This is a genomic window from Psychrobacillus mangrovi (genome assembly GCF_037104765.1).
Taxonomy (GTDB): Bacteria; Bacillota; Bacilli; order Bacillales_A; family Planococcaceae; genus Psychrobacillus; species Psychrobacillus mangrovi.
On record NZ_JBAWSY010000004.1, the window covers coordinates 59607 to 79737 of the forward strand.

At 37.1% G+C, this 20131-nt stretch carries 18 protein-coding genes; 15 read left to right on the top strand and 3 right to left on the bottom strand.

The genetic code is table 11. The features are described 5' to 3' along the window. Positions 1–1185: 1185 nt before the first annotated feature. From WAX74_RS07970 to WAX74_RS07980, 3 genes are read left to right on the top strand one after another with little or no spacing between them, the layout of a single operon-like run. Positions 1186–4251: an SH3 domain-containing protein gene (locus WAX74_RS07970; protein ID WP_336497132.1), complete on the top strand. Its 3066-nt coding sequence runs from the start codon at positions 1186–1188 to the stop codon at positions 4249–4251. Between the two features lie 16 nt (positions 4252–4267). Next, positions 4268–4975 (top strand): SH3 domain-containing protein, encoded by a 708-nt coding sequence (locus WAX74_RS07975; RefSeq protein ID WP_336497133.1) that lies wholly within the window; start codon positions 4268–4270, stop codon positions 4973–4975. A gap of 1 nt (position 4976) precedes the next feature. After that, complete coding sequence (locus tag WAX74_RS07980) at positions 4977–6512, top strand: SpoIID/LytB domain-containing protein (protein WP_336497134.1); 1536 nt, start codon at positions 4977–4979, stop codon at positions 6510–6512. A gap of 334 nt (positions 6513–6846) precedes the next feature. On the opposite strand, the gene WAX74_RS07985 is transcribed toward WAX74_RS07980, so the two are convergent. Together WAX74_RS07985 and WAX74_RS07990 are read right to left on the bottom strand one after the other, a co-directional pair. Then, positions 6847–8016, bottom strand: a complete 1170-nt coding sequence (locus WAX74_RS07985; protein WP_336497135.1) for a CAP domain-containing protein — start codon at positions 8014–8016, stop codon at positions 6847–6849. Positions 8017–8046: 30 nt separating this feature from the next. Further along, positions 8047–8682 (bottom strand): YigZ family protein, encoded by a 636-nt coding sequence (locus WAX74_RS07990; RefSeq protein WP_336497136.1) that lies wholly within the window; start codon positions 8680–8682, stop codon positions 8047–8049. 138 nt (positions 8683–8820) lie between these two features. Between WAX74_RS07990 and WAX74_RS07995 the strand changes: the two genes are divergently transcribed. Both WAX74_RS07995 and WAX74_RS08000 read left to right on the top strand, forming a co-directional pair. Beyond that, positions 8821–9966 carry a sensor histidine kinase gene (locus WAX74_RS07995; protein WP_336497137.1) on the top strand — a complete coding sequence of 382 codons (1146 nt, stop codon included), beginning with the start codon at positions 8821–8823 and terminating at the stop codon, positions 9964–9966. 32 nt (positions 9967–9998) lie between these two features. Beyond that, a complete protein-coding gene (locus WAX74_RS08000) occupies positions 9999–10673 on the top strand; it encodes a response regulator transcription factor (protein ID WP_336497138.1) in 675 nt (224 codons plus the stop codon). A gap of 449 nt (positions 10674–11122) precedes the next feature. On the opposite strand, the gene WAX74_RS08005 is transcribed toward WAX74_RS08000, so the two are convergent. Then, the gene (locus tag WAX74_RS08005) at positions 11123–12064 is read right to left on the bottom strand and encodes a nuclease-related domain-containing protein (RefSeq protein ID WP_336497139.1); all 942 of its coding nucleotides are present in this window, start codon (positions 12062–12064) and stop codon (positions 11123–11125) included. 123 nt (positions 12065–12187) lie between these two features. On the opposite strand from WAX74_RS08005, the gene WAX74_RS08010 reads away from it, so the two are divergent. The 10 genes from WAX74_RS08010 (at position 12188) to WAX74_RS08055 (ending at position 20127) form a co-directional block, all read left to right on the top strand. Next, a complete protein-coding gene (locus tag WAX74_RS08010; RefSeq protein WP_336497140.1) occupies positions 12188–12766 on the top strand; it encodes a Cif family virulence factor in 579 nt (192 codons plus the stop codon). A gap of 108 nt (positions 12767–12874) precedes the next feature. Further along, positions 12875–13720 (top strand): DegV family protein, encoded by an 846-nt coding sequence (locus WAX74_RS08015; RefSeq protein ID WP_336497141.1) that lies wholly within the window; start codon positions 12875–12877, stop codon positions 13718–13720. Between the two features lie 287 nt (positions 13721–14007). Further along, on the top strand, positions 14008–15060 hold the full coding sequence (locus tag WAX74_RS08020) for a DEAD/DEAH box helicase (RefSeq protein WP_336497142.1): 1053 nt from the start codon (positions 14008–14010) through the stop codon (positions 15058–15060). Positions 15061–15152: 92 nt separating this feature from the next. Continuing rightward, positions 15153–15680 (top strand): ComF family protein, encoded by a 528-nt coding sequence (locus tag WAX74_RS08025; RefSeq protein WP_336497143.1) that lies wholly within the window; start codon positions 15153–15155, stop codon positions 15678–15680. Between the two features lie 46 nt (positions 15681–15726). Continuing rightward, positions 15727–16143, top strand: coding sequence for a TIGR03826 family flagellar region protein (locus WAX74_RS08030; RefSeq protein ID WP_336497144.1), 417 nt, complete (start codon positions 15727–15729; stop codon positions 16141–16143). 127 nt (positions 16144–16270) lie between these two features. Next, the gene (gene flgM, locus WAX74_RS08035; RefSeq protein WP_336497145.1) at positions 16271–16534 is read left to right on the top strand and encodes a flagellar biosynthesis anti-sigma factor FlgM; all 264 of its coding nucleotides are present in this window, start codon (positions 16271–16273) and stop codon (positions 16532–16534) included. A gap of 15 nt (positions 16535–16549) precedes the next feature. Then, on the top strand, positions 16550–17044 hold the full coding sequence (locus WAX74_RS08040; protein ID WP_336497146.1) for a flagellar protein FlgN: 495 nt from the start codon (positions 16550–16552) through the stop codon (positions 17042–17044). A gap of 12 nt (positions 17045–17056) precedes the next feature. Continuing rightward, positions 17057–18577 (top strand): flagellar hook-associated protein FlgK, encoded by a 1521-nt coding sequence (gene flgK, locus WAX74_RS08045; protein WP_336497147.1) that lies wholly within the window; start codon positions 17057–17059, stop codon positions 18575–18577. Positions 18578–18592: 15 nt separating this feature from the next. Further along, on the top strand, positions 18593–19519 hold the full coding sequence (gene flgL, locus WAX74_RS08050; protein WP_336497148.1) for a flagellar hook-associated protein FlgL: 927 nt from the start codon (positions 18593–18595) through the stop codon (positions 19517–19519). A gap of 53 nt (positions 19520–19572) precedes the next feature. Then, on the top strand, positions 19573–20127 hold the full coding sequence (locus tag WAX74_RS08055) for a DUF6470 family protein (protein ID WP_336497149.1): 555 nt from the start codon (positions 19573–19575) through the stop codon (positions 20125–20127). Positions 20128–20131 lie beyond the last annotated feature (4 nt).

Sequence of the window (20131 nt, forward strand, 5' to 3'; positions counted from 1 at the left end):
TACTGAAAGCAACCAATTAAAAATTAAAGCAACTAGAATACTAATGAAGACAACCAATTCTGCTATGGAAGCAATCATTTATTATTCACTTTCAAACACGATTCGGCGCTTTGTGGATGCCTCCCGCGATAAGCCAGGCAGAAGTACACTGCCAGTCTTATCGCTTCGGCTAATACTTTGAAGGCGCCTTGCTGTTGCTTGCAATAAACGTACATAGAATTAATAATTGTGTCTTATCTATAAAGATCCAGTCCATTAAAACGAAATCCATTTATTGTCTAAGGGCAATCAAATGAGTCCTCATAGCAACCAAATAAAAATTAAAGCAACTAGAATACTAATGAAGACAACCAATTCTACTATGAAGTCAATCAATTGCATCTGAAAGCAATTATTAATATTTAAACTTTCAAACACGCTTCGGCGCTTTGTGGATGCCTCCCGCGATAAGCCAGGCAAGAAGTACACTGCCAGACTTATCGCTTCGGCTACCACTTGGAAGGCGCCTTGCTTTTGCTTGCAAAAAATAAACGCATAGAATTAATAATTGTGTCTTATCTATAAAGGTCCAGTCCATTAAAACGAAATCCAATTATAGGCTAAGGGCAATCAATTGAGTCCTCATAGCAACCAAATAAAAATTAAAGCAACTAGAATACTAATGAAGACAACCAATTCTTCTATGAAAGCAATCAGTTGCATCTGAAAGCAATCATTTATAATTCACTTTCAAACACGCTTCGGCGCTTTGTGGATGCCTCCCGCGAAAAGCCAGGCAGAAGTCACTGCCAGTCTTATCACTTCGGCTACCACTTGGAAGGCGCTTCGCTGTTGTATCCAAATAAAATACTCTTACTTATGCAATAAATTTAGTCCTCATATTCAATCATTTCCCCATAAAAACAACCTGAAACATGTATAAGCGTTTTGTAAAAATATATTCTAAGTAGCTCTTGTTACCACTTGTCAGAAGACGCTATACTGTTTATTATTGAACATACCATTATTCGCCATTTTTTTATTATTTTTTAGCAAATAGGTCTTAAAGAACCATAATTTAGGTAATTTTTATTACCTAAAGTTATATTACAGTCTTGTTACATTGGTTTTAATTACATTCGTTGGATTGTTTTATCTAATTTTGTCTATTAAAATGGAATAAAAACATGTTTCTAGGAGGAACAAATGAAAAAAGTAATTGCATCTTCTGTTTTAGCAACTTCTGTCCTTTTGCCAACTAATGTTCTCGTGAGTACTCCACTCTCCACATATGCTGCTTCCAATGAAAGTGTCGTATCTAATCAATTAATCGGGAATACAGCAATACTTACTGAAGATAATGTAAATGTGAGAAAAGGAGCTGGAACCGAGTTTAATAGTATTGCGAAAGTACATACAGGTCAAATCGTTTCCATTCTTGCAACTGAAAAGAATAGTAAAGGCGAGACATGGTACAAGGTTTCCTATAATTCTACAGAAGGTTGGATAATTAGTGATTATGTGCAAGCAGCAACAGCAACTGTAAATAATCGTTCTGGCTCGATTGATTCGAGCTATGTAGGAACAACTCAAATTATAGGCAATAGTGCTTCTGATATGAGAAGTGGTGCAACTACTTCATATAAAGTAGTTTCGACAATTCCAGCAGGTACTTCATTAAAAGTAGTAGATGCTTTTACAAATGCACAAAAGGAAGTTTGGTTTAACGTAGATTATCAAGGTAATAAAGGCTGGGCGAAGTCCGATTCATTTATATTGGACACTCCGGATGGACAAGTTCCAACTTCTGCAGTAAAAAGTAGTTCAATTACTGACGGAGCTAGCTATGTAGGAACAGCTCAAGTTATTGGCAATAGTGCTTCTCAAATGAGAAGTGGTGCAACTACTTCATATAAAGTGGTTTCGACAATTCCAGCAGGGACTTCATTAAAAGTAGTAGATGCTTTTACAAATGCACAAAAGGAAGTTTGGTTTAACGTAGAATATCAAGGTAAAAAAGGCTGGGTGAAATCCGATTTATTTACTTTGAATGCTTCTGCTGATCAAACTCCAACGACCGCTGTAAAAAATAGTTCAATCACTAGCGGAACTAGTTATGTTGGATCATTTCAAGTTATCGGTAAGAGTGCTTCGAATATGAGAAGTGGTGCAACTACATCTTATAAAGTGGTTGAAACTATACCGGCAGGCACTTCGGTTAAGATACTTAACGCTTTCACGAATGCACAAAAAGAAGTTTGGTTTAACGTAGAATATAATGGTAAAAAAGGTTGGGTAACGTCTGACTTATTTGCTTTAAAAGCAACGGCTGGTCAATCTGCCACTTCGAAAAAAGTTGTCAATCAAATGACGATTCATAAAGGAGCAACTAAAAGCTATTCGGTTGTCTCTACTGCAAAACCAGGAACAACATTAGTAATCCATGAAGAGTTTACAAATGCCTTCAAGGAAAAATGGATGCAGGTAACTTATGCTCCAGGAAAAAAAGGGTGGATCCTTGCATCTGCTTTTGAAGATGCATCTATTGAAAATAAAGCAGTTTTAAGAAAATCTACTGTACATTCTGGTGCTACAAAAAGCTATAAAACAGTTGCTACGATAAATGTCGGAACAAAATTACCTATTCATCAAGAGTTTACAAATGCTGCAAAAGAAAAATGGTACCAAGTAACATATGCAGCAGGTAAAAAAGGATGGATTCCAGCATCTGCATTTGAAAGTGTTTCATCTACTCCAGGAGAATCTGAAACGCCACCAGTTGATGAAAATAATCATGTAATATTAGATACTCATTTGAAAATTTCTGTTGCTGTTGCAAATATGCGTTCAGGCCCAAGTTTAAGTTTTGACGTTGTAACACAAGCAAAAATGAATGACTCTTTCCTATCAACCGAATATGCAGAAGATGCTGCAGGTGAAAAATGGTTTAAAGTGATTACTACTAGTGGTGATGCTTGGTTACATGAATCGGTTATTTCAGTTGGAGACGCATCTGTTGATGTTCCAAATTACGGAGATAGTGGTGTAATTCAACGTTTTAATGCTTTAGTTTATGTTGATAGTTCATTTAGCTCTAAAGTGTTAGTAGGACTACCCAAAAATACATCTTTCACAATACTAAATCAGTTAGTGGCTGATGGAACTGTCTGGATTCAGATTAGTACATCAAATGGTCAAGTAGGATGGGTTCCAGATTTTGAAGTAAATGAAAACATACCAACAAAATATGGTACTAAAACATCTACTGTATATAATGGTGCAAGTGCAACTGCTAAAAAAGTTGATACAATTTATTTAAGTTCACCTGTTCGCATATTACGTACATTAAATGGATGGGTAAATATTGAAACACAAAACCAAAAACGTGGTTGGATTCAAGCATCAGTATTATCAGATGTCTCTCCAATTTCTTTAACAAATGGTAGAACGGAAGTTCGAAACGGTCAAGATTATCTTGTATGGTCTAAGCCTTCTAAATTTAACATATCTTATTCGATGCCATCTAAAAACGTTTTAAAAGTATCTGGTAATCTATCTCAAATTAACGAGATAAAATCGAATGTAGCTGGTGTGGACAGTATGAAGGTGGAGAAGGTATCTGGGGGTACATCAGTGTTATCCATTACGTTTAACCCTAACTACACGTACACTATTCGTGATTACGATAAAGAACTCACGATTAAAGTAGTTCCTAAAGGATTAGCCGGCAAGAAAATTATTATTGATGCTGGGCACGGTGCAAAAGATCCTGGTGCTGTAGGTCCGAATAAGACAAAAGAAAAAGATGTAACACTATCAACAGCGAAGGCTTTAAAAGCTGAATTAGAGGCAGCAGGAGCTGAAGTAGTACTAACTAGAAGTACGGATGTTTTCCTAGAGTTAAAAGAGCGTACAGATATTGCCAATAAATCAGACTATGATGCATTTATTAGTATTCATGCAGACGCTTTTACTTCTACATCTAAAGGAACGACGACTTATTACAATGCTTCTGTAAACTTTAATGGTCCAAAAAGTTATACACTTGCAAAAAGTGTTCAATCCGATCTTGTAAAAGCTATCGGAACTTACAATCGTGGAGTAAAATCACAATCTTTCTATGTAAATCGTATGAATGAGTTACCTTCCGTATTAGTTGAGTTAGCATTTATTTCTAATCCAACTGAAGAGGCACAATTGAAAACCGCTAAATTCCAAAAGAATGCAGCAATCGGTATACGAAAAGGATTAGAAAACTATTTTCAACAATAAGAGAGGAATGTAAATAATGAAAAAGAAATTTTTAGCAACACTTGGAGTAGTACTAGGTTTAAGTTTACTAGTCTCCATTAATATTCCAACTTCAACAAAAGCAAACTCAAACTTACTTTTAGCTTCAGTTGATTGGGTACAAGCACAGTTAAATCCAATAAACTCAAAAGTTACTGCTCTAGAAAAACAAGTATCAGAACAAGCAGTACTTATAAGTCAATTACAAAAAGCAGTTTCAGAAGGTGGAAGTGTTGTTGTAACGCCGCCAACTACTCCAAATCCTACAGAACCTGGTAGTTTACCATCTGTAGTCTATACAACTAGTAGTAGTGTAAAAGTGCATAGCGGGGCAACTCGTGACTATAAAGTTTTAGCTACTTTTGGAGCAAATGAAGGATTAACAGTTATTGACCAACATAAATCTGCTTCCGGAATATGGTACCGTGTCGAGCTATCTGCTACTGTAAAAGGCTGGGTATTCTCAGGAGACGTATCGACAACAAAGCCTACTAGTTATATACCCACAAATGTCATTACTAAACAAGCAGTGAACGTTAGAAAAGGTGCAACAACAAATTATGCATCTATTGAACTAGTTGCAAAAGGCACTTCTCTAAAATACTTAGGCTCATTCAAAAATGTATCTGGTGAAACTTGGTACAATGTGCAAACCGCTAAAGGAAACAAAGGTTGGGTGCTAAGTACGCTAACTGAGGTGAAATAAAATGCTCAAAAAAGGATTGACCGTTTTATCTATAGCGTTACTTACGTTAGCTACATCTAATACAGCATTTGCATATACTCAAGAAAGCTATTCTAAGCAAGTGCGTGTGGAAGTGCATAATGCATCTTCTACTTCACTTAATTTGAACGGTATATATAAATTAGAGAATCTAACAACAAATGAAATGTTTTACGCGCTACCTAATACACCTATTACGTTTTCTCAAGTAAATGGGGAAGTTTCCATTTATCAAGTTGGATCTGCCATGTATTCAGCAAACGGATTCGCTTTGCATGCTTTATCGGGCAATGAAAAGATGGTTGTGTTTACTGCAGATGTAGAAGGTAGAAAAGGCGCTACTGCAGATTATGAAGTGGTAAAAGCGTATAAATCTTTCCAAGGTGCATATCTCGTAAATGAATTTACGAATGCAAACGGGGAACTATGGTACTCCATTAGAGATGACCAAGGAGTTTCTTCCTGGATTCCTTCGATTAATGCAACTGTAGGATCTGTCGTAAATCAACCACTTGGTAAAACGCCTAATGGTACACAATACCGTGGTAGTTTTAATGTAGTGAAGTCAGGTGCTAATGTGCAAATAGCGAATAGACTTGATTTAGAGAATTATTTAAAAGGTGTTATTCCAAATGAATCACCTGCATTATGGCATATCGAAGCCCTAAAAGCTCAATCAGTAGCAGCAAGAAGTTACTCATTAACTAAGACTGGTATTTTAAGTAGTACAACAAAAGATCAAATGTACAAAGGATATACCTCTGAGCATAAAAATACGAATGCTGCTGTGGAAGCAACTAACGGTTTGGTTATTAAATCAGGCGGTAATTTAGTACAGGCATATTTTTATTCTACAAGCGGTGGTAGAACAGCAAATATCGGAGAAGTTTGGAATTCAACACAAGTACCGCAATTTGTATCTGTAGATGATTCTATTGAAAAATCTCCACATAGTAGCTGGTCTGTAAGTATTCCAGCATCGAATATATTAACTAAATTTGGATTTAATCCTTCTACTGATCAATTACTAGATGTGAAACTTGCTAAAACAGGATCCAATGGAGAAGTTTCTGCTGTGACTGCTGTGACTTCTGCTGGTGAAAAAACAATTGAAGGCAATGAAACAGTAATGCGTAACGTATTTTTAGATGCAAAAAATGCATCTTTAAAATCCAATTGGTTTGATATTTCATTTACGAAACCAACCGGAGTTACAGATATCGCAGTGCAAGGTGCAAACGGCTCTACAGCAGTAACATCGTTAAACGGTATGTCTGTGCAAACAGCAACAGGTACAGAAACGATCTCAAGTGGTTCCGTAGGCGTTCAAACGAATGAAGGGATTGTCTCAACAACAGCGACAACCCCTGGAATCCAATCTGTTACTGTAAACGGAAAAGGCTACGGCCATCGAATCGGCATGAGCCAATATGGTGCGAAAGCCCGTGCAGAAGCAGGGTGGACTTACGACCGTATACTAAAACATTATTATCAAGGCGTAACAATAGAAAAATACTAAGTAAAAAGGTGACCAATAGATTTGGTCACCTTTTTATATGGTCAAATATGGTAGAACGAGATTAATAACATCGAAACCGAGACAAGCTTTCTAAAAACCGAGACCAAATATTCAAAACCGAGACCAGTTTACACTTAACCGAGACTTAATGTGTCCATTCACTGGAATTAAATGCAACAAAATAACACTAAATGGCTGAACGAGACCAATCGACAGGTGAAAGCGACAAACAATGCACTGAAAGCGACTAACGCACAGTCGAAAGCGACCAAATAACAGCCCAAAGCGACCAACCAAACAAAAAAGCTGTCTCCCAAAAGAGACAGCTTCCATATTAAGGTTTAATAAAATTCTCTGTATAATAAGGAATGGTTCCATTCTTCCATTCTCCAAAAGACACGCCTACACCAAGTTGGGTATAGTTAGTACTAACAATATTTTTACGATGACCTATTGAATTCATCAATGCTTCGTGTGCGTAGTATGGGTTTGTGTATCCCGAGGCTATGTTTTCTCCTGCATTCCGAAAAAGAACTCCTCCATTTGCAAGCCTGTCAAAAGGGGATTCTCCTTTTAAGTTATCATGTTCAAAGTAATTATGTATTCCCATATCGATACTATGACCACGAGCAACATTTGAAACATGCGTCGAATATTGTAGAATCGAAACCCCTTTTGCCTTTCGTTCAGCATTCGTTAATTCAAATAAGAGAGTCTCATAACTTGTTTCTAGTGTACTAGATTTAATTGGATAGAGATTTGTATTTCGTTTTATTAACTGGTTATCTATTAAATAGATTGCAGTAACCTTATTATCATTATGAACATCGATAAAAAAGTTAGCTTCATATTGTGGGAAATCATACGTAATAATTTCAAATGGATAAAGGTTACGGGTTGTTTCGTATTCTTTTCCCAAATTATTTTCTAGTTGACTAATAGTACTAGCTATCGAAATACCTTTAAATTGATAGTTTTTATCTTTTGTATAAAGTGACGCGATTTTATTATTTAAATAACTGATTGTGTAGAAGTTATTATAGCTATTGTGATAAATAGACGTTGAAGCATTAAACTCATTAGCTATTTTTTTCTTCGCGCTTCCTAATTTCGAAGTAACAGAAGATGTACTGTCACCGATTTCCATAGAAATAGGAGTAGTTTTTGAACAATTAAGTAATCTCAATTTTTCTTTTGATGGTGTTTGATATAAGATTGTAGAATCATTATTAATAACTAGTCCGCCACCAAGATGATAATATGATCCTTTATTGGCGTACACACGAAAGCTTTCACCTTTTTTAACTATGCGTGAAGCTTCGAACACACCGTTATCATTTTTATAAATAGTTGTTGGTTTTTGAATAATTACTCTGCCGATTTGACCGGATTTTAGCTCTATTCCATCCCAATGCACAACTCCTGGACAATTTGCCGCAGCAGTAAAAATAGGAGCTACGCTAAAGCTAATTAAGAAAACAAGTAAAAAAATCAATTTCTTCATATATCCACCGTCCTTAGTAAAAAGTATAAATCAATTTACTTCAAATTCCAAAAATTCTTTTTCGACAATTTCTATTTTGGTCTGTCCATTCGTAATTTCGGTCATCCAATCAGAGAATTTAGATTCATCCTCTGCTTTTACATATACATTCACTTCTACAGAATCCGCATAGTTAATGTCTTTTAAAGGATATTCAGAATTTCGTACTTCATTTTCTACTTTTCCTAACCAATTGTAGTCAATCGATACTTTCATCAAATGATGCAACTTACGTTCTACAACTTTTGCTGCAGCAATACCCTCTGTTGTCGCTTTTCCATAAGCCCTTATAAGACCACCGCCACCTAGTTTGATACCACCAAAATAACGTGTCACGACTACGACTGTATCCTTTATTCCTTGCTTCTTTAATACTTCTAGCATTGGTACTCCAGCTGTTCCGCTAGGCTCACCATCATCATTCGCTTTTTGGATGTGATCGTGCTCGCCAATAATATAAGCAGAACAGTTATGAGTAGCATCTTTATGCTTTAGTTTGATAGAATTAATAAAATCTTGTGCTTCTTCTTCAGTCTCGGCTCGATTCACATAGGTTAGAAAGCGGGATTTTTGGATAATTATCTCACTTTCTCCATAATCTTTGACTGTATGATAATCATTTCTCATGTTTTAGGGTCCTCCTTGAGTAATTTGAAATATAGTTGTAAACTAATTTTAATTTATTTTTAGTCACTTAGTGCTATAATAGGGTTTGTCACCCGTAATGAATGAAGACTCATTTGCTGAGTACAAAGGAGAAAACAGATGACGAATAAGAATTTTGACACAAAATCGTTAGATGTTATTTTCGATCGAATGGTAGAAGTAATGGATCATTCGAAAAAGGATATATTCATTATAAGCGAACAAAGTCGTCAAAGCTTCGAAGAAATGAAAGTTGAATTAGAAATAATTCGAGACAACATTGAAACCGTGATTATTGAAGGAGATTTGTTAGAAACGAAATCGCGTTTAGCTAGAAATCGTCTGGCAGAAGTATCTAAAAACTTTGAAACGTACGATGAACCTCAAATTCGGAGTGCTTATGAAACTGCAAATGAAATTCAAATCAACCTACTGATCAAAAGAACAGAGGAAAGACAACTTCGCTTACGAAGAGATGAATTGGAGCGCAGATTACAAGACTTACTGGAAATGATTGAACGTGCGGATCAACTAGTCAATCAAGTAAATATTGTAATGAATTATTTAACCTCCGATTTAAAAGATGTGGGAGTTGCACTAGAAAACGCTAAAATCAAACAAGATTTCACCCTGAAAATTATTGAAGCACAAGAGGAAGAGCGCAAAAGACTTTCTCGTGAAATTCACGACGGTCCGGCCCAAATGCTTGCGAATGTGTTACTTAGAACAGATCTAATTAATATTACATATCAGCAGCGTGGTGGAGACGAAGCAATGAAAGAGATTAACGAGCTGAAAGATATGGTTCGAAATGCACTTTCAGAAGTTCGTCGAATAATTTACGATCTTCGCCCAATGGCTCTTGATGATTTAGGATTGATTCCTACGCTTAAAAAGTATATCTCAACTATCCAAGAATACAATCCGACATGTATGATACATTTTCAATTATATGGAGAAGAACAACGTCTACAACCAAATTTTGAAGTTGCCATTTTCCGCCTGATTCAAGAGTCTTTAACTAACGGCATTAAGCACGGAAAGTTTAAAGAAGCATGGGTTAAAGTTGAATGGTTGAAACAAAAAATAAATATTATCGTCAAAGATAATGGAATCGGATTCGATCAAAACGAAGCAAAAGAAAAATCATTTGGATTAATCGGTATGCGAGAAAGAGTTGATCTCCTTGATGGAACGATGAAAATTATTTCATCACCTGGAAAGGGAACAACTATTTTGTTTAGTATTCCGATAAATGAGGAATAATAACTACAGTGTTTTTATAGGAGGAAATGACGATGACAAAAATAATTATAATAGATGACCACCAACTTTTTAGAGAAGGTGTAAAGCGCATTTTAGATTTTGAAGATTCTTTCGATGTAATTGCAGAAGGAGACGATGGTAACGACGTTGTTCGTTTATACGAACAACATGTGCCAGACGTAATATTAATGGATATTAATATGCCAACAAAAAATGGCGTAGATGCAACTGCCGAATTACTTGAAAAATACCCTGATGCAAAAGTCATCATGCTCTCTATCCATGACGACGAATCTTATGTAACACACGCTCTAAAAACTGGTGCACTTGGATATATGCTAAAAGAAATGGATGCGAACGCAATTGTCTCTGCAATCAAAGTAGTAGCACAAGGCGGTTCATACTTACATCCAAAAGTAACTCGCAATCTAGTAGCCGAATTCCGTCGACTAAGCGAACGCGAAAACAAAGGAAACTTCCATCAAACAGAAATTCGCCGTCCATTCCACTTACTTACTAAGCGCGAATGCGAAGTGCTTCAACTTCTAACAGATGGACAAAGTAACCGCACAATCGGCGAAACCTTATTCATCTCAGAAAAAACAGTTAAAAACCACGTATCCAGCATTCTACAAAAAATGAACGTAAACGACCGTACCCAAGCCGTAGTAACCGGTATTAAAAATGGTTGGGTTGAAGTAAGATAATTAAAGATTGGGAACCCTCTCGCGACTGAGCGAGAGGGTTTTTATATGGGAAAATTACGAATTAATGAATATTGGACTATGAATTTGCGATACGTGAAAGTGAACTTGCGTTAATATGATTTAATTTGCGCTAAGTGAGCTCTAATTTGCGTAACGCACTTAACAGAGAAGAAAAGCCCTCTGAATTTGCGATACGAGAGAGTGAACTTGCGTTAAGTGAGCTCTAATTTGCGTTAAGCACTCAAGAGAGAAGAAAAGCACTCTGAATTTGCGATACACGAGAATGAACTTGCGATACACGAGAATGAACTTGCGATAATGGGATTTAACTTGCGCTAAGTGAGCTCTAATTTGCGTAACGCACTTAAGAGAGAAGAAAAGCCCTCTGAATTTTTGATACTCGAGAGTGAACCTGCGTTAATAGGATTTAATTTGCGCTACGAGAGAGTTTAAACTTTTTTAGGAGAGTAGTACCTCCAAGCACCTCCTTTGTGGACGGTTAAATTTAAATCAGTGAGCATGCGTGATGCTGAGTAAACGGAATCTAATTTACAAAAATGACGAAATTCTTTGTTGGTAATAGTAGTATTAATTAACCAAAAATATTCTTGGACAGTCATATGATGAGCATTTCTATCGTTTTTCTTACATATTGGACAATTCCATGTTCGTTGTAATCGTTTCATTCCTAACTCACCACAATTCGGACATTCAACTCCAAGAATTAAATCATTTGGGGAAATGCGATAGTATTGACATAGCGGAGGATATCTATAGATAGATTGTTTCTTTCTAATCATTTTTTCAATATGTTTAATTTGATGAACAGATAATTGAGGAGAAGAAGATTGGTTATACATATACAAAATCTTTTCAATAATACTTTCTAATTTAAATATTGGATAATGGGGAGGTTTTTGACGAATTCTGCTAGACTTAGCAGTCATCACTACAGCGCCTGTCACTTTCAATTCCGGCACATAATTTTCTAAAAATGCTTTCATAAACCGTATATGTTTCATTAGCTGAAAATAGGGATTAGGATAGGTTATTTCTGAACCATCTCTACTAATTTTGTAAAATTCATCAGAGTTTTCTTCAAAATACAAATCATCATTCATATTCTTTGACTCGAGCACAATACAACATCGATCGGTTATCAATAAGCAATCAATTTGGACACGCCACTCACCTAGTTGTAATTGTACATTTGATAAAATATAAAATGCTCCAGGTAATCTCAACTCTTCTAACTTTTCTATTAGTCTATTCTCTCCGCGAATCCCTGATTCCATTTTTCTTATATCATCTATGATTGTTTGGAGTTTTAGATGATCCGAGGGCAATCTTTTTACTAATGCATAATGTTCTTTAAATAATATTTTGTTCACCTCCAATCTACCTAAACTATACATCCTCCTTCCAGAATATTCTACCTAATTTCACACGGAACCAATTAATTGAGTTTTCGTCCTAGTTATGACAAAATAACCTCAGCAGGAGGAGATAACTAGATGAAATTTATACACGTACTTATACTCGCAGCAACCGTATTTACGCTCGCTGCTTGCAATAGCAATGAAGAAGAAGCAACAAATAGTGGCACTGCAAATAATGCACCAACTGATGCACAATCAGTAACTGACCACGCAGCAAAAGACAAAGCAGCAGAAGAAGTTGGTTTTGAAATGGCTGGTGGAAATATTGAAGAAGCAACAAATGTCCCAGAAGAAGAAAAAACCGCAATCCTAGCAGCTTTCAATGAATACATGGAAGCATTCAATGTAGAAGACATCGACCGTTACATGAATACCATTTCCAAAAAACCTGAAGGCTTCAACTATGCCGATGAAAAAACGGTAGTTCAAGAAACATTTTCGGAGTACGATACAATTCGAACAGCTGAAAATACTACAGTTATTAAATACGATAAATCCCATGCGCAAGTATTTGCGAACATCAACATCGCACTCGAACAACCAGGCACAGGAGCAAAGCTTGATCGAAATGGTCGTCAAGTAACAGTATTCGCTAAAGAAGACGGAAAATGGCTCGTAACAAGCGTCTATTTTATAGGCGAATCATCTAAATAATACACTTATCATACCCTCTATATGACAAATATCATGTCGAGGGTATTTTTGTGCTTTCTTTTACCCCTTACATTCAGTACACTATGGAATAGGAGTGTGATTTATTACATGAAAACGGTAGTAGTAACGGACAGTACCGCCTATATCCCAAAAGAAATTCGCGATAACCTTAACATTCGCATGGTACCACTTAGCGTTGTTATCGGCAACGAGACGTATCTTGAAGAAATAGACATAAACACAACCGAATTTTACGATAAAATCCGAAACGAACGCACGCTTCCCAAAACGTCGCAACCAGCACTCGGAGACTTTGTTCAAACCTTTGAAGAACTATCTAAAGAATACGATGCAGTCATTTCCATCCATCTATCAAGCGGAATTAGTGGAACCCTTGCAGGTGCCAACCAAGCTGGCGGAATGGTTGAAGGCATTGAAGTATACACATTTGACTCGGAAATTTCCTGTATGGTCCAAGGCTTTTACGTTCTTCGTGCTGCAGAAATGGCTCAAGCAGGTGCACACCCAGAAGCCATCCTTCAAGAACTCAACAACATGAAACAAACAATCCGCGCCTACTTTATGGTGGACAACCTAGACCATCTTCATCGCGGAGGTCGGTTAAACGGGTTCGAACGGGTCATAGGCTCTGTACTTCAAGTGAAGCCAATCCTTCACTTCGAAAACAAAGTGATCGTGCCATTTGAAAAGGTCCGCACACGCAAAAAAGCGATGAAGCGCATTGCAGACCTGCTTCAAGAAGAGGCAAACAAATATGCAAAACTGCAAGCAACCATCATCCATGCGAACAACGAACAAGAAGCCTTCACATGGAAAAACGAGTTAGAAGCACTTATGCCAAACGTTCACTTTACAATCAGCTACTTTGGTCCTGTGATCGGAACTCACTTAGGCGAAGGCTCGATGGGTTTAGGATGGGTAAAAACCAACTAAGGAGTATGCCCATGAACGAACAATTACAACAATTTCTCACTGGCCGCATATGGCTTCGCGAACACACCCCATTTCCGCGCGAAGTCATCGACGCCCACATCGACAGTGGCCACATCCACCTCAAACCCGGTATCGACACTAGACTCAGCAACTTTTATTTTTGGCAATTAAAGAAGAGCGTCTGTAACAGATGCCACAACACAAATCCAAACTTATTTCACACATTTCACTGTGCACGTTGTAACCAAAAATGTATCTATTGCCGCCATTGTATTCGGATGGGGCGGGTGAGTAGTTGTTCTGAGTTACTTCTTTGGAACAAAGAACATGCTCGCGGCGCGAACGGCCATGTGTTTGAATGGAACGGCCAGCTTACTCCTCTTCAGCAAAAAGCAAGTGAAGAACTATTAGCAAGTGTCCAACAAAACAAGTCTCATTTACTTCATGCAGTATGTGGCGCAGGAAAAACCGAGCTACTATTTCCATCCATATTCGCTAGTTTACAAGAAGGAAAAAGAGTATGCGTCGCAGCACCAAGAACAGACGTTATATTAGAACTATTCCCACGCTTTCAAAAAGTATTTCCTAAAACGACCATTCACGCACTTTACGGTGGGGCTCCTGACCAAGAGGGCTTTGCCGAACTAGTACTCGCTACAACACATCAACTCTACCGTTTTAAAAATGCATTCGATGTGGCATTTGTCGACGAAGCAGACGCCTTTCCTTATTACGCAGACGAAACTTTAAGACTAGCAGTCACAAAAGCCGCCAAAAAAGATGCAGCCATTCATTATGTAACAGCCACTCCTACCAAATCATTAAAAACAATCAACCAATCCATTCTTTCCCGAAGATATCACGGTCATGATCTACCCGTTCCACGGTTTGATAGTCTTTGGGGATATACAAGGCAATTGAATAGAGGAAAAGTTCCTACTAAATTACAACAATGGATCGAAGATAAATCCAAAAACAATATCCCATTTCTCGTTTTTCTTCCTACTATTGAAATGCTCGAAAACTTCCCGGGAAATTTACCGAGAGTCCATGCGGAACACCCTGACCGTAAAGAGACTGTCATGCAACTTAGAGAAAAGAAAATACCTGGATTACTAACAACCACCATTTTGGAAAGAGGAATAACAATAGAAAATGTTCATGTAGCAGTAGTTGGGGCAGAGCAGAAAATCTTCACTTCAAGTGCCCTTATTCAAATAAGTGGACGAGTTGGACGTTCTTTTCAATATCCTAAAGGTGATATTGTCTTTTTCCATCATGGAATTACGCACGAAATGGACGAGGCTAAAGAAGCGATAGAAGGGTGGAACAAAAAATGATTTGTTTACTATGCGGGAGCCCATTTCAATCAAATCCTACTTGGAGGAAGCTTATATTATATGAAATAGAAGCATCAGCTTGTAAAAGATGTTTGAGTAAATTTGAGAAAGCAGACACCAAATTTGACTTAGCAGACTTCAAAGGAACGCGCTATGAGGGAGCTATAGATTCTGTCACATCTCTCTATTCATACAATGAAGTAATGCAAAGCTATTTGCATCAGTATAAATTTTTACAGGATGTTGCTTTGGCCCAAGTTTTTGCAGAAGAGCTACGGCATTTATTCGAGAAAAAAGAAGGGATAGTTGTGCCAATCCCCATGTATCCAGAAAAGCTACTGTTGAGAACCTTCGCCCAAGTAGACGAGCTATTGAATAGTGCAGCAGTTCCTTTCCAGCACTTACTTGCAAAAACTGCAGCAAGTGAGCAAGGAAAAAAATCGAAAAAGGAACGATTAGAGGCAAGTCCACTATTTGAAGTAACGGGTAAGATAACGGCACAGACCTTTATATTATTCGATGATATTTACACAACAGGCACGACCATGCACCATGCTGCTAAAGTTTTGAAGAATTTTGGGGCCACTAGAATAGAAGCAATCACTTTAATAAAAGGATAACCTGCCGATATAATTTATAGATTATTGAACTTGGAGGGAATCCATCATGGGAGAACTTAAAAATTGCCCGACATGCGGTGAATTTTTTAACTATACAGGAATAAGAGAAGTATGTAACAACTGTGCAATGAATGAAGAAAAACAATACGAGGTCGTGTACCGCTTCTTACGTAAACGCGAAAACCGTGCTGCAACAGTCGAAAGAATAGTCGAAGCAACCGGTGTAGAAGAAGCACTTCTACACAAATGGGTTCGCAAAAATCGCTTGCAACCAGCAATGTTCCCAAACCTTGGATACCCATGTGACAACTGTGGAAAGCTTACGAACCAAGGAAAACTATGCAAAAGCTGTACAGAAGAACTAAAATCAGGACTTCGTCAATTTGATGCGGCAAAAGAGTTTCGAGAAAGAGTTGCTAACCAAGACAGTGGCACCTATCACATGGATAGTAAAAAGAAATAGGTTACTAGTTTAAAATACCTAATCTATTGGTGTAATACTATTTCGTACAAAAGCCTCTAAAAAACATCCCTGTTCTAACCGAAATAAGGTATATATACTTCGTAATAAAAAAGGGGAGGAAAAGGGTATGAAAATTTCAAATATAGGTTTGAACCAAGTAAATCCATATAAACGTAATCAACAACAAACTGAAAAAGTACAAAATGCAACCAAAACAACTGCAGATCAGCTAGAAATTTCTTCAGTAGCTAAAAGCATGCAAACGAAATCTCCAGTAGAGGTAGAACAGGCTGAACGCGTTGAAGCAATAAAAGCGCAAATAGATGCAGGGACATACAAAGTAGATGCAAAACAACTTGCATCTAACATCCTCAATTATTACCGTATTTAAAAGGAGCTCATAGGAATGTCCATCGAAAAGATATTGCATGCTCTAAAAAAACTTGAAATGTTACACAAAAGTTTATTAGAAATTGCATATAAAAAAACAGAAGCAATCAAAACAGGGGACATGGACAGTCTAAACCAACTGCTCAAGGACGAGCAGGCACACGTAGCAGGCATTTCTCAGCTTGAACAACAGCGTCAATTAGAGGTAACGGATTACCTTCGAGCAAAAGGAATTGCTCCGATTGACAACCCAACTGTTGCACATGTCTTAGAAAATACCAACACTAACGAAGAAAAAGAGCAATTAGGAGCAGCGAGAAACAAACTTCTGCTAACGCTTGAAACTCTAAAACATCAAAACGATCTGAACCAAAAGCTTACACTTCAATCACTTCAGTTCGTGAACCTAACACTGGACATGTTACGTCCAAAGCCTGATCAAATAAACTATTCTAAATCCGAAGTACGTAGTCCCTCGAAAGACAAAACCTACTTCGATTCACAAGCATAAGGAGGCTAACCCATGCGCTCCACATTTATGGGACTAGAAGCAAGTAAACGCGGACTATTTACCCAACAATCCGCTCTATATACAACAGGACACAACATCTCAAACGCCAACACGTTAGGCTACTCACGCCAACGCGTTAATATGGAGGCAACACTTGGCTATCCTGGAACAGGATTGAACGCACCAAAAACACCAGGGCACATCGGTACTGGTGTACAAGCACAGTCTGTACAACGAATTCGGGATGCCTTCATTGATCGACAATATAGACAAGAGTCTAACAAACTTGGGTACTGGGAGTCCAGATCACAAGCAATTACTCAAATGGAAGATATCATGGCAGAACCATCCGAGTTTGGTTTGAATGAATCATTAAATCAATTTTGGAAATCCTTACAAGATCTAAGTACAAACCCTGAAAACGCGGGAGCTCGTAAAGTAGTAGTTCAGCGAGGAATTGCAGTTGCGGAATCGTTTAACTATATTCATAAGCAACTTTCTGATATTCAAGGGAATTTTAAAAATGAAATTTTAACATCCACTGATGATATAAACTCAATTTTAAAACAAATTTCTTCTATGAATGAGCAAATTCAAGCTATTGAACCGAATGGTTATATGCCAAATGATTTATATGACGCTCGCGATAATTTATTAGATGAATTATCAACCTATTTTCCAATCGAAGTGGAATACACTAAATCAGGCGGAAATGCCCTTCCAATAGCAGAAGGTGTAGTGAAGGTATCTTTTAAACTAAACGGTAGATCAGTAGAAGTAGTTAACGGAAAAGACGCAGCAAGTTTATCAGCAAATGGAATGACAAATAGCGGGGATTATGAACCTTTTACTAGCTTTACTGTAACAGGTTTTGGCAATGTACCGAATGATACAATTAATTATGCTGATTTAGAAGCAAATAAAGGAAAAATGTTATCGCTAATTAATTCATATGGTTATGGTGTTGTTGCTGCCGAAACTGGGTTTTATCCAGAAATGTTAAAAAAATTAAATGATATGGCTGACGCTTTTGCACAAGAATTTAATAGAGTACATGCATTAGGAAGCCCTCTTACTGGTAGTGCCGATGTTGCAGACTTTTTTGATGTATCGGCAACAGGAGCAAAAGGGATAAAAGTAAATCAAGACATAATAAATGATCCAGGAAGCGTTGCAGCTTCTACTTCAGTAGGGGAAGAAGGAAATGGAGCTAATGCTTTAGCATTAGCGAAGGTAAAATCTGCATCTTTAACAATTGGTACTAGTAATGCAACAGTTCAAACCTTCTATCAATCAATCATCGGTCAATTAGGTGTGGATGGAGAACAAGCAGCACGACTTACTTACAACTCTACTACTATCAAGTTAACTGTTGAAAATAACCGTTCTTCTGTTAGCTCCGTTTCTTTAGACGAAGAAATGACGAACATGATCACATTTCAACAAGCATACAACGCAAATGCACGTATGATTACAGTGATCGACGAAACACTAGATAAAATTATCAACGGCATGGGCCGAGTTGGACTATAATAGGAGGACTTACACATGCGCGTAACACAATCAATGCTTTCTAACAATATGCTACGTAACTTATCAACCAGTTATAGTAAAATGGGAACATTGCAAGAACAAATTAATTCAGGTAAAAAAATCACACGCCCTTCACAAGACCCAGTAGTAGCGATAAAAGGTATTGGTTATCGTACTGACTTAGGTAAAGTAGAACAATATCAGCGTAATCTTGGAGAGGTAAACAACTGGTTAGATAGCTCTGATGATGCATTAGATAAAGTAGGAATTGCCTTAAGACGGGTACAAGAACTCGTTACACAAGCATCAACTGATACAATAACTCCAGAAGATCGAACAAAAATTGAAAAGGAAATTACCCAAATTAAAGGTCAAATTCGTGATTTGGGAAATACCAAGGTTGGTGACAAGTATATATTTAGTGGAACTAAAACGTTAGAACCTTTATTTACAGACACAACCTTGGCAGGAGAGAACATTGTTCCACCAGGAGGAAGCACATATCCAACGGATTCAACTATAACTAGCTATGAATCTTCTGTAAATATTGAAGTATACGATGGTGTTCAAATTACTGTAAACACTAATGGTTATGATATTTTTAGTAAGATCGATGAAATGATGATAAACTTAGAAGCAGATTTGAAAAATCCTACAAAGGCGGGATCTGACTTTGGACCCTATCTATCTACTATAAGTGATAATCAAAATCTTGTTTTAGGAGCACGTGCAGATATTGGTGCTCGCCAAAATAGAGTAGAAATGATGGGAAATAGACTTGGAACACAAGAAGTAATTGTAACAAAACAGTTATCAAATAATGAAGACATTGATTATGAAAAAGTTATCACTGAATTAATAACTCAAGAATCAATTCACAGTGCTGCCCTTTCAGTTGGTGCACGCATTATCCAACCATCATTAATAGATTTTTTAAGATAATAAAAAAGCGTTTGGACAACTCGTTCAAACGCTTTCTTTAAAGGATGTTGACTATGAGAATTCCACAAATTCAAATACAAACAACAAAAGCTCAACTTGGTTTAAATATCGAGAAACCAAGCCAGTATATTGAACAACCTAAAGCTGATTTACAAATTAGACAACCAGCAGCTGATGTTTCTATTCGAACTACAGACGGTCAGCTTCAAATTGACTCTTCTCAAGCAAGAAGAGACTTAGGATTAACAGGACCACTAGAATTTAGTAGAAATTATGCACAAAAAGGAAGGCAAGCAGTCCTTTCGGGTATTGCCAGACGTGCTAGAGAAGGCGAACAACTAGCTAGTATTGAGAATCATGGTAATGCTATACAAGCAATTGCTGCTTCTAAGGCAACTCCTCAAAAAAAAGCACTTGGTATTAAATTTGTTCCATCTATTGGATCTGTCAAAACCACTTATACTCCAGCTAGTTTAGACATAAATGTGCAAACAAATAAAGCCCAAATTGATGTAACCGTTAATAAACCAATTCATAATTATACACCAGGAAAAGTATCTAGCTATATGCTGCAATATCCATCGATAGAAATAGACGTCATTGTATAAAAGG